Annotated in this window: 16 protein-coding genes; 11 read left to right on the top strand and 5 right to left on the bottom strand. The window is 44.1% G+C overall.

Annotation, left to right across the window (positions count from 1 at the left end):
• The first annotated feature begins 56 nt into the window (after positions 1-56).
• Both prfB and lysS read left to right on the top strand, forming a co-directional pair.
• Positions 57-1,155 (top strand): peptide chain release factor 2 gene (prfB, locus tag BM528_RS08875; protein WP_100971238.1). Its coding sequence is split into 2 segments (ribosomal slippage): positions 57-131 and positions 133-1,155, totalling 1,098 coding nucleotides; the frame shifts between segments, so codons are not numbered across the junction.
• A gap of 23 nt (positions 1,156-1,178) precedes the next feature.
• Positions 1,179-2,729, top strand: a complete 1,551-nt coding sequence (lysS, locus tag BM528_RS08870; protein WP_071979573.1) for a lysine--tRNA ligase — start codon at positions 1,179-1,181, stop codon at positions 2,727-2,729.
• Between the two features lie 56 nt (positions 2,730-2,785).
• Here the strand turns inward: lysS and BM528_RS08865 are convergent, their stop codons facing one another.
• From BM528_RS08865 to BM528_RS08855, 3 genes are read right to left on the bottom strand one after another with little or no spacing between them, the layout of a single operon-like run.
• Positions 2,786-3,763, bottom strand: coding sequence for a ketopantoate reductase family protein (locus tag BM528_RS08865; protein WP_071979572.1), 978 nt, complete (start codon positions 3,761-3,763; stop codon positions 2,786-2,788).
• Between the two features lie 5 nt (positions 3,764-3,768).
• The gene (locus BM528_RS08860; RefSeq protein WP_071979571.1) at positions 3,769-4,554 is read right to left on the bottom strand and encodes a pseudouridine synthase; all 786 of its coding nucleotides are present in this window, start codon (positions 4,552-4,554) and stop codon (positions 3,769-3,771) included.
• Entirely contained in the window at positions 4,554-5,135 is a 582-nt protein-coding gene (locus tag BM528_RS08855) for an Hpt domain-containing protein (protein WP_071979570.1), read from the bottom strand. The genes BM528_RS08860 and BM528_RS08855 overlap by 1 nt, the downstream gene beginning before the upstream one ends.
• Before the next feature lie 306 nt (positions 5,136-5,441).
• On the opposite strand from BM528_RS08855, the gene BM528_RS08850 reads away from it, so the two are divergent.
• The 4 genes from BM528_RS08850 to BM528_RS18950 all read left to right on the top strand — a co-directional run bounded on the left by BM528_RS08850 (position 5,442) and on the right by BM528_RS18950 (position 11,134).
• On the top strand, positions 5,442-8,333 hold the full coding sequence (locus BM528_RS08850; RefSeq protein ID WP_071979569.1) for a M16 family metallopeptidase: 2,892 nt from the start codon (positions 5,442-5,444) through the stop codon (positions 8,331-8,333).
• A gap of 74 nt (positions 8,334-8,407) precedes the next feature.
• The gene (gshA, locus tag BM528_RS08845; RefSeq protein WP_071979568.1) at positions 8,408-10,006 is read left to right on the top strand and encodes a glutamate--cysteine ligase; all 1,599 of its coding nucleotides are present in this window, start codon (positions 8,408-8,410) and stop codon (positions 10,004-10,006) included.
• A 67-nt stretch (positions 10,007-10,073) separates the two neighbouring features.
• Positions 10,074-10,712 carry a transglycosylase SLT domain-containing protein gene (locus BM528_RS08840; protein ID WP_071979567.1) on the top strand — a complete coding sequence of 213 codons (639 nt, stop codon included), beginning with the start codon at positions 10,074-10,076 and terminating at the stop codon, positions 10,710-10,712.
• A gap of 299 nt (positions 10,713-11,011) precedes the next feature.
• Positions 11,012-11,134 (top strand): hypothetical protein, encoded by a 123-nt coding sequence (locus BM528_RS18950; protein ID WP_269529771.1) that lies wholly within the window; start codon positions 11,012-11,014, stop codon positions 11,132-11,134.
• Positions 11,135-11,253: 119 nt separating this feature from the next.
• Here the strand turns inward: BM528_RS18950 and smrB are convergent, their stop codons facing one another.
• Positions 11,254-11,853 (bottom strand): endonuclease SmrB, encoded by a 600-nt coding sequence (gene smrB / locus BM528_RS08835; RefSeq protein WP_071979566.1) that lies wholly within the window; start codon positions 11,851-11,853, stop codon positions 11,254-11,256.
• Between the two features lie 110 nt (positions 11,854-11,963).
• On the opposite strand from smrB, the gene prmB reads away from it, so the two are divergent.
• From prmB to BM528_RS08805, 5 genes are all read left to right on the top strand, one after another.
• A complete protein-coding gene (gene prmB, locus BM528_RS08830) occupies positions 11,964-12,899 on the top strand; it encodes a 50S ribosomal protein L3 N(5)-glutamine methyltransferase (RefSeq protein WP_071981242.1) in 936 nt (311 codons plus the stop codon).
• A 9-nt stretch (positions 12,900-12,908) separates the two neighbouring features.
• Positions 12,909-14,006 (top strand): chorismate synthase, encoded by a 1,098-nt coding sequence (gene aroC / locus BM528_RS08825; RefSeq protein ID WP_071979565.1) that lies wholly within the window; start codon positions 12,909-12,911, stop codon positions 14,004-14,006.
• Positions 14,007-14,374: 368 nt separating this feature from the next.
• Positions 14,375-16,297: a PrkA family serine protein kinase gene (locus BM528_RS08815; RefSeq protein ID WP_071979563.1), complete on the top strand. Its 1,923-nt coding sequence runs from the start codon at positions 14,375-14,377 to the stop codon at positions 16,295-16,297.
• 78 nt (positions 16,298-16,375) lie between these two features.
• On the top strand, positions 16,376-17,653 hold the full coding sequence (locus tag BM528_RS08810) for a YeaH/YhbH family protein (protein ID WP_071979562.1): 1,278 nt from the start codon (positions 16,376-16,378) through the stop codon (positions 17,651-17,653).
• Between the two features lie 10 nt (positions 17,654-17,663).
• Positions 17,664-19,184: a SpoVR family protein gene (locus BM528_RS08805; protein ID WP_083595244.1), complete on the top strand. Its 1,521-nt coding sequence runs from the start codon at positions 17,664-17,666 to the stop codon at positions 19,182-19,184.
• Here the strand turns inward: BM528_RS08805 and BM528_RS08800 are convergent.
• Positions 19,181-20,389 (bottom strand): MFS transporter, encoded by a 1,209-nt coding sequence (locus tag BM528_RS08800; RefSeq protein ID WP_071979560.1) that lies wholly within the window; start codon positions 20,387-20,389, stop codon positions 19,181-19,183. The genes BM528_RS08805 and BM528_RS08800 overlap by 4 nt on opposite strands.
• Positions 20,390-20,558: the final 169 nt, after the last annotated feature.

Below are 20,558 nucleotides of genomic sequence, written 5' to 3'. Positions count from 1 at the left end.
AATTGCGCTAAATTCGGTAATATCCGCGGTCTTAATTTTTAATTGATAAGCGGACTATGTTTGAAGTTAACCCGGTTACTAATGCGATAAAAGACATCCGCGAGCGCACCGACGCGCTTAGGGGGTATCTTTGACTTTGATGCAAAGTCGGAGCGTTTAGAAGAAGTAAGTAGAGAACTTGAAAACCCAGACGTGTGGAATGAGCCAGATAAGGCTCAAGCGCTGGGGAAAGAGAAGGTAGCACTAGAGCAAATTGTGGAAACTATTCACAATTTAGATCAGGGCACCGACGATGTGGAAGGTCTTGTTGAACTGGCCGTTGAAGCCGAAGACGAGGAAACTTTTGAAGAGGCGCAGAGCGAACTCAATAGTTTGCTAGAAGCGCTAGAAAAATTAGAGTTTCGGCGCATGTTTTCTGGTCCTAACGATGAGAATGATTGTTACATTGACATTCAATCAGGATCTGGCGGTACGGAAGCACAAGATTGGGCCAATATGCTGCTACGTATGTATCTTCGTTGGGGTGAAGCTCATGGTTTCAAAACCGAGCTCATCGAAGTGTCAGACGGCGAAGTAGCAGGTATAAAAAGTGCGACATTACGGATACAAGGCGAGTATGCCTTTGGCTGGCTGCGCACAGAAACAGGCGTTCATCGCCTTGTACGTAAATCGCCATTCGATTCGGGCAACAGAAGACACACATCGTTTTCTTCAGCCTTTGTTTATCCTGAAGTCGATGATGATATCGATATCGATATCAATCCTTCGGATTTGCGTATTGATACTTACCGTGCTTCTGGCGCAGGTGGACAGCACGTTAATAGAACAGATTCAGCGGTGCGTATTACCCACGAGCCAACGGGTATTGTGGTGCAATGTCAGAACGACCGCTCGCAGCACAAAAACAAAGATCAGGCTATGAAGCAGTTGAAAGCTAAACTGTATGAGTTTGAACTGCAGAAACAAAATGTTGAAAAACAGGCAATGGAAGACAGTAAGTCTGACATTGGGTGGGGGAGTCAAATACGCTCTTACGTTTTAGACGATTCTCGCATAAAAGATTTGCGTACCGGCGTTGAAACACGCAACACTCAGGCCGTGCTAGACGGCGGTCTGGATAAATTCATTGAAGCTAGCCTGAAATCAGGGCTGTAGACCGAACAACGAAGTGAAAGGTTATGACTGACCAACAAACTGACGATAATAAATTAATTGCTGAGCGCCGTTCAAAGTTAAGCGCTATTCGCGAACAGTGCCGTGCCAACGGCTTTCCAAACAGCTTTCGTCGCGAAAATTACGCTGATGAGTTGCAGGCTAAGTTCGGTGAATTCGATAAAGAAACTCTGCAAGAGCAGGGTAACAAGGTAAGTATTGCTGGCCGTATAATGGCAAAGCGCGGTCCATTTATGTTGCTTCAAGACATGACTGGGCGCATTCAGGCCTACGCTGACAAAGACACGCAAAAAGCCCTTAAAGCTAAATACGGTGCGTTGGATATTGGTGACATTATTGGCGTAGCAGGTGATTTGCACAAATCAGGTAAAGGCGACCTTTACGTGAATATGGAGCAATACGAACTGCTTACCAAAGCGCTTCGTCCGCTGCCAGAAAAGTTCCACGGCTTGAGCGATCAGGAAACTAAATATCGCCAGCGCTATGTAGATTTGATCACCAGCGAGCAAACCCGTAAAACCTTCATGATCCGCAGTAAAATTGTAAACGGTATTCGCAATTATCTGACCAAGCGTGACTACCTAGAGGTAGAAACGCCAATGCTACAGGTTATTCCAGGTGGCGCTACTGCGAAGCCATTTGTTACTCACCACAACGCGCTAGACATTGATATGTACTTGCGTATTGCCCCAGAGCTTTATTTGAAGCGCTTGGTCGTTGGTGGGTTTGAGCGCGTGTTCGAAATTAACCGTAACTTCCGTAACGAAGGCCTTTCAACTCGTCATAACCCAGAGTTTACCATGCTTGAGTTCTACCAGGCGTATGCAGACTACAATGACCTGATGAACCTTACCGAAGATATGCTGCGCACATTGGCAGAAGATATTCTTGGCACCAGCATAATCAAGAATACTACGAAAGACGCCGAGGGTAATGTCACGTCTGAAGTAGAGTATGATTTTGGTAAGCCGTTTGAACGCTTGAGCATGGGCGATGCTATTCTAAAATACTGGCCTGAAGCCGATGAAGCGGCCATTCGCGATCCAGAGGCAAATCTAGATTCGCTAAAAGCCATGGCGAAGCAGCTTCACATCAAAGAGCCTGAGGTTGACGGTATTTGGGGCGCGGGTAAATACCTGTGTGAAATCTTTGAAGCAACAGCTGAAGAGAAGCTTGAACAGCCTACGTTTATTACTGAATATCCGTGGGAAGTATCGCCGCTTGCACGTCGTAACGACAACAACCCGTTCATTACTGACCGTTTCGAGTTCTTCGTAGGCGGACGTGAATTAGCGAACGGCTTTAGCGAGCTTAACGATCCAGAAGACCAAGCTGAGCGTTTTGCGAAGCAGGTTGAAGAAAAAGATGCAGGCGATGATGAAGCCATGCACTTTGACGATGACTATATTCGTGCGCTTGAGTATGGCCTACCGCCTACGGCAGGTGAAGGTATTGGTATCGACCGTCTAGCTATGCTGTTTACCGATAGCTCAACCATTAAAGACGTAATTTTGTTCCCTCATATGAAGCCTGAGGCAACAAAAGAAGCTGAATAAAATGCATTGAATGCAGCGCGGGTGGTTAATCTAGCCGCGCTTGTTCGATATAACGTTTAACGCTGAGACGTAATTAAACGAGTATTGGCACTCAGGGCTTTTACGCGTTGAACAAGAAGGGCATTGGTGCTTGCACTAATGCCTTTTTTATTTGCCATAGTCACAATATAACCATTAATTGCGTCTATTTCTGTTTGGCGTTTGTACTTAATATCTTGGTGCATACTCGAGAAATTATTCCCCGTGGCGGTTGCCACTTCAAGCACAGTGTTTTTTATAGCCCGGAGATCAAAACGCTGCCCGCACGACGCTGCTACATCCACAAATTCCTGACATATTTGATGTCGAAGTTCACTGTAGCATTCATCGCAAATATCGCGATTCGGCACGTCGTTAAGTGCGGTTAAAGGGTTGATGACTGCATTTACCGCTAACTTGCTCCACAGCGCATACAAAATGTCATTTGAAATCGTCACGGGAGGCAAAACACGAGTTAGCAAGTCACAGGCTGCTATTAGTTTGTTTTTGCTATTTTCAAGGTTATCTAAGCCCGTAACGATATCAATGCTTTCAGGCTGACTACTGCCGATTGTTATAGAACCACTGCCGGTAAAGATCACTTGGGATACATTACGACTAGTGCGCTTTTTTAGTGCTCCATGACTGGTTGTAGCAAGAAGCAGCGGGTAGTTATCACCAAGTAGCGATTGAGCGATTTCTTGCCCACCCATACCGTTGTGAAGTAATACGACAACGGGTTTTTGGTTTAAAAATGGCAGCCATTGCGTTAACGCCTCTTCTAGCTGATACACCTTAAGAGGAATAATTAACACATCATTGGCACTTAATGACTGAGGAGGGAGGATAGAACCATTTAGCGAAAAAGTTTTTCCGTCCAACCATACCGCACTACCAGGAATACCTGCAGAGACTGCAGAGCGAGGGTAACGGCTGTAATTCACGTTATGCTTTTCGGCACCTGCGGCCAACAAGCTGCCTATGGCACCACAGCCTACAATATGCAGTTGTGCCATCTTGGTTAACCGCCTTGAATGTTCATGCCGCGCTCATCGCATTCTTGTTGAAATCGAGAAGGTAAGGCCGGCCATAAGAGGACTTCAGGCGTAGCGATCGACGATATCCAGTCTTTAACCTGTGCTTCGTTAAATATATCCCCCTCTAAAAGAGGTGCTGTGGCGGATATCACGCCGCTTTTTAGTGGGAGCGTTAATTTAAAAGCATGTAAATACAGCCTGTCGGCATTGCTGCCGCCATAAAGAACGTCTCCTAAAATGGGCGCGCCTATGCTTTTTAGCGCTACTCTGATTTGGTGAGTTTTGCCGGAGTGTGGCTTTAATATAAACCCTCTCACTCCAGGCTTGGCAGAATAGCTGAAAAACTGAGTAAGCGCTGGGTTTACCGTAGTCTTCAACAAAATGTGCTGCCCGCCGCGACGGTTTTTCATATCGCCGATAATAGCGCCTTGTTTTTTCTTTGGTTTCTTATCACTGAGCGCAAGGTAGTACTTACTAACTTGGCGAGTTTCAAATAACCTGCCTATCTCAGCGGCCACTGATTCGTTTTCAGCTAAACATAAACAGCCTGAAGTCCCAGTATCTAAGCGATGACACAAGTGTAGATGCGGCACATTAAGCTGCTCTTTTAATCGCGTTACAATACCTTGGCTATTAGATAAAACGCTATCAGGCGCTTTATTTCTGGCTGTTTCATCGTGCATAGCTGCTTCATCATGCATAGCTAGGCCGACAGGCTTGTTGACAATAACAACACCCTTGTCACGATAGAGGATAGGGATAGATTGCACTATTTCGCGTCGAGTTCTGACAGCGCTTCTTCGTAATCTAGTTCGTCAACGGCATCAATAATTGCTTCGCGCTTTTCGTTTTCAATACCCATAGCCGACAACCACTCTTCTAACGTAGATTGCGAAATGAATTCACTGGCTTTAAGTGCAGAGATTAACTGTTTTCTTGCGCGTTCTGCAGCGGCGCTATTTACCGGAGCGTTGCTTGCTTTCGCATTGGCGCTGTTATCAGAAGTAGATTCAGCGGTAAGCGTATCAATGTTGCTAACCGTTTCGTTCAGTAAAACCACAAAACTTGAATAGTCATTGGGAAGTTCTTTGTCGTTTCTAATGGCGCTTTCCACTGGCTTGCTTGCGTTGTGCAAAGCAAACAGGCCTAGGTTTCCAGTCACGCCCTTTAGAGTATGAATTAACGAATAGGCATCATCATATTGCTGACTTTCTAAAAGCCCCTGTAAATCTGTATCCAACGTTCGATATTCATCGGTGAATTTTCCGAGCAAAGTGAATAAGAGCTTTTTGTTTCCGCTTAACTGCGACAGTCCAAATTCAATATCGACTAATGTCGTTGACTTATCCATGCAAGTATCCTTTTACAACACGTTTAGGCGACGTTTGAGTAACGTCGTTGGTCATTGCTTTACTACCATTGAGCGAAACAACATGGCACTGCTCTGCGTTAATAGAGATGATAGTGCAAAATATGGTGAGTAGTGTATTTCAAGAATACACAAATTAATAGAACCATAGCAAAGTCTGAACAAGTAAAGCGCTCAAAATTCTGGTAATCTCAAGCGCTAACACTGCATCGTCCTCGTGTTGATGAACAATAAGAAAATGCCGCTACCCAACCGGCTTGCAAGAAGTTGTTATAAAAAGGAATAAACATGCCGGGAAAATTCTCCTTTCGCACCATTGGTATGGTGCTTACCGTTTTATCTATTAGCGCTTGTCAGCGTGCTCAGGTAGAACAGAGCCAAGAAACGAACTCTGCCTCAATATCGATACCTTATGAAAAATATAACTTAGATAACGGGTTAACCGTTATTCTTCACGAAGATCATTCAGATCCATTGGTTCATGTTGATGTTACCTATCACGTTGGATCCGCGAGAGAAGAGATTGGAAAATCCGGCTTTGCGCATTTCTTTGAGCATATGATGTTTCAGGGCTCTCAGCACGTTGCTGATGAACAGCACTTTAAGGTAATTACAGAAGTCGGTGGTAATTTAAACGGGACGACAAATACAGATAGAACCAACTATTTTGAAACAGTACCTGCTAATCAATTAGAAAAGGTTTTGTGGTTAGAGTCTGATCGTATGGGTTATTTACTCGAGGCCGTTGACCAAGAAAAATTTGAGAATCAGCGGGAAACGGTAAAAAACGAACGTTCTCAACGAGTTGATAATCAGCCTTATGGATTGCGCAACGAATTAAATGGTGAAGCTCTCTATCCTGAGGGGCACCCTTATTCTTGGTCAACTATTGGTTATGTTGAAGATTTAGACCGCGTGGACGTTGAAGATCTCAAAGCCTTCTTTAAACGGTGGTATGGGCCGAATAACGCAGTGCTTACCATTGGTGGCGATATCGACATCGAGCAAACCAAAGCGCTGATCAAACAATATTTTGGGAGTATTCCCAAAGGCCCTGAAGTGTCAGATCCTCAGCCTCAACCTGTAACCCTTAATGAAACTCGGTATCTTACTCTAGAAGACAATGTGCATTTGCCATTGCTTCAGATTACTTTCCCAACAGTGTATGTTCGCCATCCCGACGAGGCGCCATTAGACGTGCTGGCAAATATTCTTGGCGGTGGTAAAACGTCGTTGTTTTATAAAAATTTAGTGAAGCAGGGGATTGCGGTTCAAGCGGCAGTATCACACCCATGTCGTGAGTTGGCCTGCGAATTTCAGCTTCTCGCACTTGCCAATCCATCAAAGGTAACTTCTTTAGGTACGCTTCAGCAGGCGCTTAATGATACGCTAAAAGAATTTGAAAACCGCGGTGTAACTGTGGACGATCTTGCACGTACCAAGGGACAGTTGGAGTCAACCACTGTGTTTGGCCTTCAAAGTGTGTCTGGAAAAGTGTCGGCACTCGCCGCTAATGAAACCTTTCATAATACACCTGATCTCATCGCGGAAGATATCGCGCGCTATAACGGGGTGACTGCTAGCGATATTATGCGTGTTTACAATACCTACATCAAAAACGCGAACAGCGTAATTTTAAGTGTGGTTCCGGAGGGTAGCCCACAGCTCGCTGCCGCAGAACCAAACTTTGAACGTCCGGTTCGTACGCTACCTCAATCTGACGCACAGGCCTCAATGACTGAAAATATGCCTTCACAAGTTTCAGATATTGAGAATGGTGTAAGTAAGCGTGTTGCGAATGACAACTTTGATAGAAGCGTTATGCCAGATGCAGGGCCAGCGCCTATTGTAAAAGTGCCAGATTATTGGGAGCGTGAGTTAAGCAATGGCATAAAAGTGCTTGGTGTTACCAGCAATGAAACACCTACTGTTACCCTTACTTTAGGAATAGATGGCGGTATGTTACTAGACCCTAAAGGCAAAGCAGGGACGGCGTATCTTACTGCATTGCTAATGAATGAATCGACAGAGAATTATTCCAATGAAGATTTAGCCAACGAATTGGCAAAATTGGGAAGCTCCATTCGCATTAGTGCATCCGGTCGCTCTACACAAATTTACGTTTCTACGCTGACTAAAAATCTTACGCCTACATTATTGTTGTTAGAGGAAAAGTTATTTAAACCTGCGTTTCGTGAAGAAGACTTCGTCAGAATGAAAGAGCGCGTGCTGCAAGGGCTTCAACAGCAGGCAAAAACGCCATCTAGCCTTGCGCGTAGAGCCCGAGACTTAATTTTGTTCGGAGAAGAAAACCGCGTGAGTTTACCCGATGAGGGAACGATGGCGACGGTGGAAAATATTACGTTAAGTGACGTGAAAGCATTTTATAAACGTTATTACTCGCCCGCGAAGGCAAGTATGGTAGTGGTAGGAAATCTATCTGAAGATAAAATTGTGGACGCATTAGGTTTTATAGCCCAGTGGAAAGGGCAGGATTATGAGTTTACCGATTACAATGCGTTTCCTTCTTACGATAAAAGAAACCTTTATTTAGTAGATAGCCCAGGAGCCGTTCAATCAGTTGTATTTATAGTCGATAGAGGCTTGCCTTTTGATGCCACTGGAGATTATTTTAAAACAAGGTTAATGAACTTTCCTCTAGGCGGTGCTTTTAATAGTCGGATTAATCTCAACTTACGGGAAGAGAAAGGTATTACTTACGGCGCAAGCAGTGGTTTTGTCGGCGGCAAAACGTTAGGTTGGTTTGAAGCGAGTTCCGACCTCACCGCTGAAAATACCGCAGAAGGCATTGAGGCAATTTTTTCTGAAATACAGGCGTACAGAGAAAGCGGTATTACCGAATCGGAAATTGAATTCATGCGCAGCGCGTTTACTCTTAGTGACGCGCTAGCATTTGAGACTCCAGCGAGTAAAGCTCGCTTCTTAAGGCAGTTGCTAAGCTACGAGTTAGAGAAAGGATATCGCAAAGAGCAGCTTGCGATTATCAATAACATTGATAAAGACACGATAGACAAGTTGGCAAAACAATATTTGAATGCTGATAAAATGCAAATTATTGTAGTGGGCGATAAGGAAGAAATATTGCCGCAGCTGAACTCATTAAAACTGCCGGTCTTTGAATTAACGGTAGATGATAATAAGCGAACAGCGTTAAACTGAAGCGTTAACGTATCTTGAAATTACACTATTGCTCCCCATTTACGGGAGCAATATTGACATCACGGAAAACCATTTTGACTGCAGATACTACCTGTTTCGACGCGCGCGTGAAGGCGCTTAAATCGCCCGAATTTTTAGCCTCACTAAGAGAAATAAAACGCGGTGTAGAACGAGAAGCGCTTCGAATCAATCCAAATGGCACATTAGCCCAAACCCCACATCCAAAGCCGTTAGGTTCGGCTCTGTCCCATGAGTCGATTACCACAGACTTTTCCGAGTCACTGTTGGAGTTTATTACTCCGCCCGAGGCAAGCTCAGCAAAAACCGTTGCGCAACTAAAAGATATTCATCGCTTTGTTGCTGACAACATAAACGACGAGCAAATTTGGCCGCTCAGTATGCCCTGTTTTATTGATGACGAGACGGAAATTCCCATTGCTTATTTCGGCGAGTCGAACGTGGGCAAAATGAAGCGAGTTTACCGAATAGGGCTAAAAAATCGCTATGGTAGTATGATGCAGGCTATTGCCGGCGTGCATTTTAACTTTTCATTTCCAGATAGTTTTTGGGCGCTGTGGGCAAAGCAAAATGGCACAACCCATTCGCAAGAGCAAACTTCTGCGGACTACTTTGGGCTTATACGCAATTACCGTCGTCTATGCTGGTTGATTCCCTACTTATACGGTGCATCTCCGGCACTGTGTAGCTCATTTTTAAAAGGTAAAGAGTACAGCTTGCCGTTTAAGAAAGTAGGAAAAGGGACCCTTTACATGCCATATGCAACATCGTTGCGTATGAGCGATTTAGGCTATACCAGTGCTGAGCAGTCGTCGCTTAAGATTTGTTATAACGAGCTAGACAATTATGTTCGTCTTCTACGCGATGCCATGAGTACACCTTCCACTCGATTTGAGCGTTTCGCTTCTGGAGAAGGCGGCAATTACCAACAGCTGAGCCACAATATTATTCAAATTGAGAATGAGCTGTATTCTCCAATTCGACCCAAGCAGCCCACAGAGTCGATGGAAAAACCCACTGACGCGCTAGTGAGACGGGGAATTAGTTATATCGAGGTAAGAGCACTCGACGTCAACCCGTTTTCTTCTGTAGGTATCAGTGACACACAGTTTAATTTTCTTGATGTATTTTTACTGGCTTGTTTACTTATTCCAAGTGAAGAGTTTGACGAGCAGCAGTTAAACGAGGCAAAAGAAAATATGGATCGTGTGGTGCTTGAAGGCCGCAAACCGGAACTGATGTTGTCTAACAACGGTGTAGATGTGACCTTGCCTGAGTGGAGCAAAAAGCTATTTACGTATTTTGAGCAGGCTGCGAACATACTTGATGAAGCAAATGATACGAAGCAATACAGCGAGGCAGTAGCGCAGGAATACGCAAAAACGCAAAACCCTGAGTTAACGCCATCGGCAAAAATACTGCAAACTCTTTTATCTGAAAATAAAGATAACAGTATATTTGGGCTTGAATTGGCGGCTAAGTATAACAAGGAGATGAAGACCTTCGATTATACTTACACGCAAAGTGAAGATTTTGTTGAACAGGGAGAGCGCTCGTACGAAGCGCAAAGAGAGATTGAAGCCGCCGACACAAAAGACTTTGATACTTTTATAAAAGACTATTTTGCAGAGCCCCCGGCAAAAAAAAATGCCTGACATAGGTCAGGCATTAAAAGGTTCCAGGGAAACACACATTTTACTAGAACATTAATTAAGACACGCTATGAACCAAAAGTTCAAAAAATGGGTTGTTTTTTTATCAACTCTCATCGTTCTTTTTCCACTATTGATCGCGGGGTGTGCCACAACGCCTCCGAAAAATAGCAGTAACTTGTGTGAAATCTTCTTCGAGAAAGAGGACTGGTATGATGCTGCTGCCGATGCGAGAGATAAATGGGGAGTTCCTATTCACGTGCCCATGGCCATGATGTATCAAGAAAGCTCATTTAGACATGATGCATTGCCGCCAAGAGACTATGTGTTTTTTGGTTTAGTGCCATGGGGAAGAGTGAGCAGTGCGTATGGGTACTCACAAGCAAAAACCCCTACCTGGCAAGATTACATCAGAGAAACAGACAACGGCGGTGCCGACAGAGACGACTTTGAGGACGCTATCGACTTTATGGGCTGGTTTATTTATAAATCACAAAAAGTAAATGGCGTATCAAAATGGGACGCATACGCCCAATATCTGAATTATCACGAAGGGTGGGGAGGATATAAACGCCGCAGCTATGACAGAAAACCCTGGCTTAAAAAAGTTGCGTCAAAAGTTAAAGCTCGCTCACTACGTTACGCGACCCAACTAAAAACCTGCGAAGAAGAGCTTCAAAAAGGTTGGTTGATGAAGTTATTCAGTTAAGCAAAAAAACGAGGGATAGACGAGAGTCTATCCCTCAGCGACGCCAAGCCAAGACCGTTTTTTACCCAACGTCGAACAGGCATATGTAATCTATTGCAAATGATAATGATTTGCAATACCGATTGTTGAAATAATTTCTAATCTCTCCTCCGCGTGTTGGTATTTTTGATATAGATCAAACCAACCCTGTGAAGTAGGCCTGCGAAATATGGCCTTTGATCTAGATCATAACGACGAGGGCCGCACTCCCATACACTTTATCCATAGCAGATTTATTCACCACTTTGGAGAGAACAATTATGTTGTGGACAATGATTAAAGATCCGGTAGTTTGGGGCTCACTTTTAGGCATAGGTATTATTGTAGCCATGATGGTGTATTACACCTATTTGTTCATGCACAACAGTGCGGCGGGCAAGTAAGCGCGAAAAGCACCTCTTGCAGATGCGTTAGATGCATCAGCAGCGCTATGCAGGGCTAATTAAGACATCAAGCCGCAGGAATAGTATTGATATATCAGCATTGGCGTTGAAAAGCGTAATTACTGTTTGTCACTTATTGAAGGCACTTCGAGTAACACTAAAAGCGCGGCTTTGCCACCGTATTCCAGCGGTGCTTGATGAAACGCTTTAACGTGGGGGTGTTGGACCAAGTAGTGGGGAAGCGCGGCTTTCAGCACGCCTTGACCAAACCCATGCATAATGCAGGCGCAATCGATGAGATCTTTTCTCGCAGCATAAATAAGAGCGGCAATTTCTTCCTTCGCCATCTCACGGGTTAGGCCATGCAGGTCAAGGTGAATCTCGGGTGAAAAGTCTCCCCGTCTTAATTGCTTTAAAACGTGCGTGGGAACATCGCTGCGACAATAACGCATCGGGCCTTCTTGAGGCAGACTCGCTTGATACATATCTGAGAAATTAAACGACGCGGCAAGCTGTTTGCTGTGCTTGATGTTTTTAATCGACGACTGCTGTTTCTTTTTAAACAGCTCTACTTGCCTGTCAGGCTCTACTTTGTCTTGTGACAAAGGCTTAACGCCCTGCATAGCATCAGCAAAGGAAAAAGTTTCCTCGTCTTCGGCAGGTTTGTTTACATTTTGCTGCTTTTTGAACGCCTTTAATTCTTTTTTAAATACTCTCATCTCGAATCTTACCCGCATTACAGGGCTTCTGCGCACGCAGTTAATTATGTGAATTAGCATTAAGTTTGGGTATGATACCAGCTTTCAAAATATTGATGTACCCAAACGCTATGACCGATAAGTTTTACCTAGAAGAAGCCATTGACGATCTGCACACTTTGCTAGATATGACTCGATGGGCGACAAGCCGTTTTAATGACGCTGAGCTCTATTTCGGTCACGGTACTGATAATGCGTGGGATGAGGCCGTAAGCCTTGTTCTTCAGGCTCTGCACCTTCCGCATCCCATTTTAGCTTCTGTGGGCGAAAGTATATTGTCCTCTCGTTTAACTAAAAGCGAGCGCGAGAAAATAGCTGAGTTGGTACTGAAGCGTGTTCAAACACGTATGCCTTTGCCCTACATTACCAACGAAGCATGGTTTTGCGGTATGCCTTTTTACGTTGATGAGCGCGTATTAATTCCTCGTTCTCCTTTTGCTGAGCTTATTCAAAACCAGTTTTCTCCTTTTGTGGAAAACGAGCCAGCGTCTATTCTTGATATGTGTACTGGCGGAGCTTGTATCGCTATTGCTTTGGCACACGCTTATCCTGAAGCACAGGTAGATGCAGTCGATATTAGTACTGATGCATTAGAAGTCGCCGACATCAATATACAAGAACATGGCTTAAGTCACCGTGTTTATCCTATTCAGTCGGATCTATTCACAAACCTTGAAGGGCAAAGGTACGACCTCATCATTTCAAATCCGCCCTATGTGGATGCACAGGATATGGCTGACTTACCAGATGAGTATCATCACGAACCTGAATTGGCACTGGCTGCTGGCGAAGATGGACTCGATTTAGTCGATACAATGCTGCGCCAAGCAACGAGCTATCTTAACGATGGCGGCTGGCTGTTCATCGAGGTGGGTAATAGCGAAGTGCATATGAACAACAGGTTTCCTGGTTTAGAAGTCATTTGGATTGAGTTTGAAAATGGCGGGCAAGGTATTTTTGCCGTGAATAAAGACACGCTGGTTCAATATTTTAGTAGTAAGGATTAATAGTTAATTATGTCAGGTAATAGCTTCGGAAAACTTTTCACGGTAACCACTTTTGGAGAAAGCCACGGTATTGCTATTGGTGGTGTGGTTGACGGTTGCCCTCCAGGACTGGAAATTACTGAAGAAGATTTGCAAATAGATTTAGACAGAAGAAAGCCGGGAACCTCTCGCTACACCACAGCACGCAGAGAAGATGACGAAGTACAAATTCTTTCTGGTGTGTTTGAAGGTAAGACAACAGGTACCAGCATAGGTCTGTTGATTAAAAATAAAGATCAACGCAGCCAAGACTACGGTAATATTGCCGACCGTTTTCGTCCCGGTCATGCCGACTATACCTATGATCAAAAGTACGGCAGTCGTGATTATCGCGGTGGTGGTCGCTCTTCTGCCCGCGAGACAGCAATACGCGTAGCGGCGGGGGGGATTGCCAAAAAGTACCTTAAAGAGGAGCATGGAATAGAAGTACTGGGTTATTTATCTCAGCTAGGCCCTATAGCGGTTGAAAATGTCGACCACGCCATTACCAATACCAATCCTTTTTTCTGCCCAGACGCGAGTAAGTTAGACGCTCTTGATGAATATATGCGCGACTTAAAAAAGTCTGGCGACAGCATAGGTGCAAAGGTATCTGTTGTTGCTAAAAATGTACCTGTTGGGCTTGGTGAGCCTGTTTTCGACAGGTTAGATGCGGAAATTGCCCATGCCATGATGGGAATTAATGCAGTAAAAGGCGTGGAGATTGGCGATGGGTTTGAAGTCGTTAATCAAAAAGGCAGTGAACATCGTGATACGTTAACGCCTGAAGGGTTTGCCTCTAATCACGCGGGTGGCGTACTTGGGGGTATTTCCACTGGTCAAGACGTTGAAGTTCACATGGCGTTAAAACCAACATCCAGTATATCTGTGCCGGGTACAACGATTAACAAGCAAAACGAAGAAATTGATATTGTGACTAAAGGTCGACACGACCCCTGCGTGGGAATTCGTGCAGTACCTATTGCTGAGGCAATGATGGCACTTGTTTTAATGGACCACCTACTGCGTCATAGAGCTCAGAACATGGGCGTGGTATCAACTACTGCTCCCATTGCAGGCTCGCGATAAGCGACTCAGTTTCTCGTTATAATTAGCGCCACTAACAATATGTTAGTGGCGCTGTTTTGTTTGCCCAGCGAAGCTGGCAAACCCGTCAGGTTGAAAGAAACCTGAATCACCCTGACTGAGGGGAAGATAATCCGAATGGCAAGGGCGTTGTTTAGCAAGTGATATGAAGTATGCAGGAGCCGTATACGAGGCCCGTACGTACGGTTCTGTGAGAGGGATGAGGCGCAAGCCTCACCCTACTCGATATTGGGCCGTGTTTAACGTTACACCATATACGGTATTACTAAAAAGTTAAGTTACAAAACCTCACGTTTTCCCGAATACCTACTACCATGAAAGTAAGGGGTTTAGATTTCTGAGGGGTATTTATGGGTATCTTTGAACATTATCAAAGCCGCTTTGAAGAGCGTAAGCAGGAAGAGTTTACCATTGGTGAATTTCTTGAAATTTGTAAGCAAGAGCCACTTGCCTATGCCAACGCGGCAGAACGATTACTTACGGCTATCGGCGAGCCCGAAAAAGTTGATACGGCTAACGACCCAGCACTTAGCCGCATTTTCTCCAACCGCATTATTTCTCGTTACCCAGCTTTCTCTGAGTTTTATGGCATGGAAGACGCTATCGAGCAAATCGTGTCTTATCTAAAGCACGCTGCTCAAGGACTTGAAGAGCGCAAACAAATCTTATATCTGTTGGGCCCAGTGGGAGGCGGAAAATCATCACTTGCGGAACGTCTTAAAGAGCTCATGCAAAACGTTCCCATATACAGGCTTAAAGGTTCCCCAGTAAACGATCACCCGCTGTGTTTGTTTGATGAAAAAGAAGACGGCGAAATTTTAAACCGTGAATACGGTATTCCAAAGCGATATCTCAAAACGATTATGTCTCCTTGGGCCAGAAAGCGCCTGCATGAGTTTAATGGCGATATTACTCAATTTAAAGTGGTACGGGTTTATCCGTCTATTCTCGACCAAACAGGTATCGCTAAAACCGAGCCCGGAGATGAAAATAATCAAGACATATCCGCTCTAGTGGGGAAAGTAGATATACGTCGTTTAGAGCAATATGCGCAGAACGATCCCGATGCTTATAGCTATTCTGGGTCTTTATGCAAAGCCAATCAGGGGCTGATGGAATTTGTTGAGATGTTTAAAGCACCTATTAAGGTACTGCATCCTTTACTTACCGCAACACAAGAAGGTAATTACAACCCTACTGAAGGTTTTTCGGCTTTACCCTTTGACGGTCTCATTTTGGCTCACTCTAATGAGTCTGAGTGGCAGTCGTTCCGCAACAACAAAAATAACGAAGCCTTTTTAGACCGGGTATATATTGTGAAAGTGCCCTACTGCTTGAGGGTAAGTGAAGAAATTAAAATTTATCGAAAATTAATTGATACTAGCGAATTACATGGAGCACCCTGTGCTCCAGATACCTTAGAATGTTTGGCACAATTTATTGTGTTATCTCGCTTAAAAGAACCAGAAAACTCCAGCTTATTTTCTAAAATGCGCGTTTACGACGGCGAAAGCCTAAAAGATACAGATCCCAAAGCTAAATCTTACCAAGAGTACCGAGATTATGCTGGCGTAGATGAGGGTATGGAAGGGCTCTCCACCCGCTTTGCTTTTAAGATCTTATCACGGGTATTTAATTTCGATAGCCAAGAGGTTGCTGCCAATCCAGTACACCTGTTTTACGTGCTAGAAAAGCAAATAGAACGCGAGCAATTTAATCAAGAACTTGCCGATAGATACCTCGAATTCATTAAAGGTTATCTCACACCGAGATACGTAGAATTTATTGGAAAGGAAATACAAACTGCTTATTTAGAAAGTTATTCAGAATACGGCCAAAACTTATTTGACCGCTATGTGACTTATGCTGACTTTTGGATCCAAGACCAAGAATATCGCGATCCTGAAACCGGACAACTGTTCGACCGCGCCGCACTGAATGCTGAGCTTGAGAAAACTGAAAAACCGGCGGGAATAAGTAATCCCAAAGACTTTCGTAATGAAATCGTTAACTTTGTTCTTCGTGCCAGAGCGAATAATAGCGGAAATAATCCTTCTTGGACAAGCTATGAAAAGTTGCGCACTGTTATTGAAAAGAAAATGTTCTCAAATACAGAAGATCTGCTGCCCGTTATTTCATTCAACACCAAGGGCTCTGCAGAGGAACAGAAAAAACACGATGACTTTGTTAATCGCATGACCGAGAAAGGCTATACACAGAAGCAGGTTCGATTACTTTGCGAATGGTATCTGAGGGTGAGAAAAGCGTCGTAACGACACACTCTTTTTGCGCGATTAAACTCCGTGGTATGAGAAACCTGCACACATGCCACATTATGTAAGTAGGTGTCTATGGCACATTTTATTGACCGAAGGCTAAACAGCAAAGGCAAAAGCACTATAAATCGACAGCGCTTTATAAAACGCTATAAGCAGCAAATAAAGCGAGCGGTTTCAGACGCTGTCGGCAAGCGCTCGGTAACCGATGTTGAATCCGGTGAACAAATTAGCATTCCCAAAAGAGACATCTCTGAACCTATTTTTCATACGGGGAAAGGCGGCAAACGACACATCGTTCATCCTGGCAACGATCAGTTTACTGCAGGCGACAAAATTGAGCGTCCTTTAAGTGGTGAGGGTCAAGGAAGCGGAGCCGGCGAAGCCAGTAATGAAGGTGAAGGCCAAGACGAATTTGTATTTTCAATTTCAAAAGACGAGTATTTGAACATATTGTTTGAAGATCTTGAATTGCCAAATCTTCAAAAAAATCAATTCGCTCAAGTTACTCAATACGAAACCTACCGCGCTGGCTATCAAACCGATGGCATGCCCACCAACTTAGATATTGTTCGCTCTTTAAAAGGTTCCGTTTCTCGGCGAATAGCGTTAACAGCAGCTGATAAGCGAAAGCTGGGAGAGCTAGAGGAAGAGCTTAAACGCCTACGTGAGGACAAACACGAAAACACCTTACATATTCTGGCAATTGAAAAAGATATTGCCGCTTTAAAAGCAAAAATAGCCAAAGTTCCTTTTATTGATACCTTTGATTTACGCTTTAAAAATTACGATACCCGCCCGCTCCCCAGCAGTAAAGCAGTGATGTTCTGCCTTATGGATGTATCAGGTTCAATGGATCAAGAAACCAAAGAAACCGCCAAGCGATTTTATATCTTGTTGTACCTGTTTCTCAGTCGTACCTACGAAAATGTTGAAGTGGTCTATATTCGACATCACACGCAGGCTAAAGAAGTCGACGAACAAGAGTTTTTTTACTCTCAGGAAACCGGTGGAACCATAGTTTCTAGCGCTTTAAAACTAATGAAAGACATTATCAACGAACGATATAGTGACGGTGCGTGGAATATTTATGGGGCGCAAGCCTCAGATGGCGATAACTGGGCGGACGATTCGCCGAAATGCGGAGAATTACTCACCAATCACTTGCTGCCAGCCTGTCGTTATTACACTTACATTGAAATAACGCAGAGGCCTCATCAAAGCTTGTGGAAAATATTTGACGCGGTGAGTACTGCTCACAGCAACTTTATCTGCAAACATATTGAGTCTCAAGCAGATATTTATCCTGCCTTTAGAGAATTATTCAAACGCGCAGATGCCTCTGCACGCTAAGGAGTCTATCATGTCAATTCAGGCAGCTTCATCGCCTCATAAGCTCGACGACGGGCCAGACTGGAACTTTGACCTACTGCTACGATATGAACAGGAGATAGATAGGATCGCCAGAGGCTTTAAATTAGATACCTACCCCAACCAAATTGAAGTAATAACCGCCGAACAAATGATGGATGCTTATGCCAGTATAGGCATGCCGCTGAACTATACCCACTGGTCGTTTGGCAAAAAATTTATTCAAACAGAGCAGCAGTATAAACGTGGTCAGATGGGGCTTGCCTACGAAATAGTCATAAACTCAAGCCCCTGCATTGCTTATTTGATGGAAGAAAATACCGTCACTATGCAGGCGTTGGTTATGGCTCATGCTTGCTATGGCCATAATTCTTTTTTTAAAGGCAATTACCTTTTCAAAACATGGACAGATGCCAGTTCTATTATCGATTATTTGGTTTTCGCCAAAAACTACATTGCCAACTGCGAGCAAAAATACGGCATAAACGAAGTTGAGAATATTCTAGACTCGTGCCACGCGCTAATGAACTTTGGCGTAGACAGGTATAAGCGACCTCAGAAGATATCATTACAGGAAGAAAAGACTCGTCAACAGGAACGCGAAGCGTATCTGCAGTCTCAAGTCAATGAACTGTGGAGAACGCTGCCAGAGGGGGCTCAAAAAAAACAGACTCAACCTGCCCGCTTTCCCGAAGAACCGCAGGAGAACTTGCTCTACTTTATTGAAAAAAACGCCCCTTTACTTGAGCCGTGGCAGCGAGAAATTGTGAGGATAGTGCGTAAAGTGTCACAGTATTTTTATCCCCAAAAACAAACCCAAGTTATGAACGAGGGATGGGCGTGTTTTTGGCACTATCACATACTCAATCAAATGTATGACGAAAAACTAGTGAGCGATAGTTTTATGATAGAGTTTTTACATAGCCATTCTAGCGTGGTTATGCAACCTGAATATAACAGCCCTTATTATTCCGGTATAAACCCTTACGCGCTCGGCTTTTCTATGTTTATGGATATAAAGCGTGTTTGTCAGTCGCCCACCGAGGAGGACTATTATTACCTTCCCAGTATTGCGGGCACAGATTGGTTAGAGACTGTGCATTTTGCTATGCAAAATTTTAAGGACGAAAGCTTTATCAGTCAATTTTTGTCACCCCAAATAATCAGAGACTTTAAATTATTTGCGTTAGAGGATGACACGTCAAAATCGTTTATTAGTGTAAGCGCAATTCATGACGAAAAGGGCTATCACACCATAAAAGAAGCCCTATCAGCTCAGTATAATTTAAGTAATCTAGAGCCTAATATTCAGGTCTACAACGTTGATATATGCGGCGATAGGTCGCTGACGCTGAGATACATCCCTCAAAATGATATTCCACTTGCCAACTCAAGACAGGAAGTCATGAGACATTTGCATCGTTTGTGGAAATTCGACGTCCGTTTAGAGCAAGAGCATCCAGATGGTAAAACCGAAGTTATAGCGCAATGTCCCCACCCAGAATCGCCTTAGTTTGGCCGCGGGGTTCTGGAAGCCTCGCCATCCATTACCTTTTTTGAGCACAAAAACAGTGATAGAGCACCTACACCAGCAAATACAGCTGCAGTTATAAAAGCTTCATATGCATTGGCCCCCTGAGACCACTGCTGTCCCGCGAGATAATTACCCGAAGCGCCGCCTAAGCCAAACGCAATACTGATATACACAGCTTGCCCGCGGCTATGAAACGCGGCAGGTAAATATTGATGAATAAAGTGTACCGACACCGCATGAGTTAAACCAAAGCTTAAAGCGTGAATAATTTGGCTTATTACAATAACGGATATGAATTCAGCAAAGTCTGCTAGCAAGTACCAGCGAAGTGCAGTCAGCACGATACTGGCAAATAATAAATTCCACACGCCAAAACGACTGATGAGGTGTCGTGCAACAAGAAAAATGCCCACCTCGGCCAATACGCCAAGCGCAATGAATACCCCAGTTTGTTGACCCGAGTATCCAAGGTCTCGCATATACAGTGCAAAAAAGCCATAAAACGCGCCAAAGCTAATTTGGAGGCAGGCTGATGCAAAGATAAAAACAGCAAACGGCTTTTGTTTTACGAAGGTCCATATACTGCCTGTTGAACTCTCTGTTTTAGCTTTTTTAGCAGGTGCAGTGATGAACAAGGTGCTGATAAATAGCAGGGACAGCACGGCAACACTGACATAAACTGGCGTTTCAGTTGAGAAAATATCTAGCGCCTTACCAGCACTAACAGTTAAACAAATAAAACCGACACTGCCCCATAACCTTATCTGTCCGTAAGTTGTGGAACTTGTAGACACCGCGTTCATGGTGATCACCTCCAGCTGGGGTAACACCGCGGTCCAAAACATCATCATAAGCCCGAACGCTAAAGTAAGCCCCCAGAAACTGGAAAAGTAAAATACCGAACTAAACGTAAGCACAGTCAAAAAGCACCCAAGTCTCATTACACCAATCGCATTTCCTGTTTTATCGGCAACACCAGCCCAAAGCCCTGGACCTAGAATGCGAGCAAGAGTAATCACCGCAAATAGCTCTCCGATATCTTGCGATGAAAAGCCTCTTCCGTCTAAGAAAATCCCCAGATAAGGGACAAGAACGCCAAGTTGACCAAAATAAAGCCAGTAAGTAAGGGCAAGAATAATGAGCGACTTTTTGCTAGTGCCAGAAGATTGAGGGCTAAGTGTCAACGAACGTCTCCATGAGCTATTGCTTTTTTTGTAGTAACTCTTTAGATAAAAACTCTTTAGTAAAAGCGCTTTGAATATCACTTTCTGTGAAATAAATCGCTTTCAACAGACATTTTCCTCAATGAAATTGCGTAAGCGCGTAAAGAGATTGAGTAAAAAGAACGAGTCA

This window comes from Alteromonas sp. RW2A1, from assembly GCF_001886475.1.
Taxonomy (GTDB): Bacteria; Pseudomonadota; Gammaproteobacteria; order Enterobacterales; family Alteromonadaceae; genus Alteromonas; species Alteromonas hispanica.
This window is presented reverse-complemented; position numbering and strand designations above follow the sequence as displayed.

Bases quoted from the DNA above. Each gene is read 5' to 3' on its own strand.
- lysS (WP_071979573.1), top strand. From the start codon at position 1,179: ATGACTGACCAACAAACTGACGATAATAAATTAATTGCTGAGCGCCGT.
- BM528_RS08865 (WP_071979572.1), bottom strand. From the start codon at position 3,763: ATGGCACAACTGCATATTGTAGGCTGTGGTGCCATAGGCAGCTTGTTG.
- BM528_RS08855 (WP_071979570.1), bottom strand. From the start codon at position 5,135: ATGGATAAGTCAACGACATTAGTCGATATTGAATTTGGACTGTCGCAG.
- BM528_RS08850 (WP_071979569.1), top strand. From the start codon at position 5,442: ATGCCGGGAAAATTCTCCTTTCGCACCATTGGTATGGTGCTTACCGTT.
- BM528_RS08840 (WP_071979567.1), top strand. From the start codon at position 10,074: ATGAACCAAAAGTTCAAAAAATGGGTTGTTTTTTTATCAACTCTCATC.
- BM528_RS18950 (WP_269529771.1), top strand. From the start codon at position 11,012: ATGTTGTGGACAATGATTAAAGATCCGGTAGTTTGGGGCTCACTTTTA.
- smrB (WP_071979566.1), bottom strand. From the start codon at position 11,853: ATGAGAGTATTTAAAAAAGAATTAAAGGCGTTCAAAAAGCAGCAAAAT.
- prmB (WP_071981242.1), top strand. From the start codon at position 11,964: ATGACCGATAAGTTTTACCTAGAAGAAGCCATTGACGATCTGCACACT.
- aroC (WP_071979565.1), top strand. From the start codon at position 12,909: ATGTCAGGTAATAGCTTCGGAAAACTTTTCACGGTAACCACTTTTGGA.
- BM528_RS08815 (WP_071979563.1), top strand. From the start codon at position 14,375: ATGGGTATCTTTGAACATTATCAAAGCCGCTTTGAAGAGCGTAAGCAG.
- BM528_RS08810 (WP_071979562.1), top strand. From the start codon at position 16,376: ATGGCACATTTTATTGACCGAAGGCTAAACAGCAAAGGCAAAAGCACT.
- BM528_RS08805 (WP_083595244.1), top strand. From the start codon at position 17,664: ATGTCAATTCAGGCAGCTTCATCGCCTCATAAGCTCGACGACGGGCCA.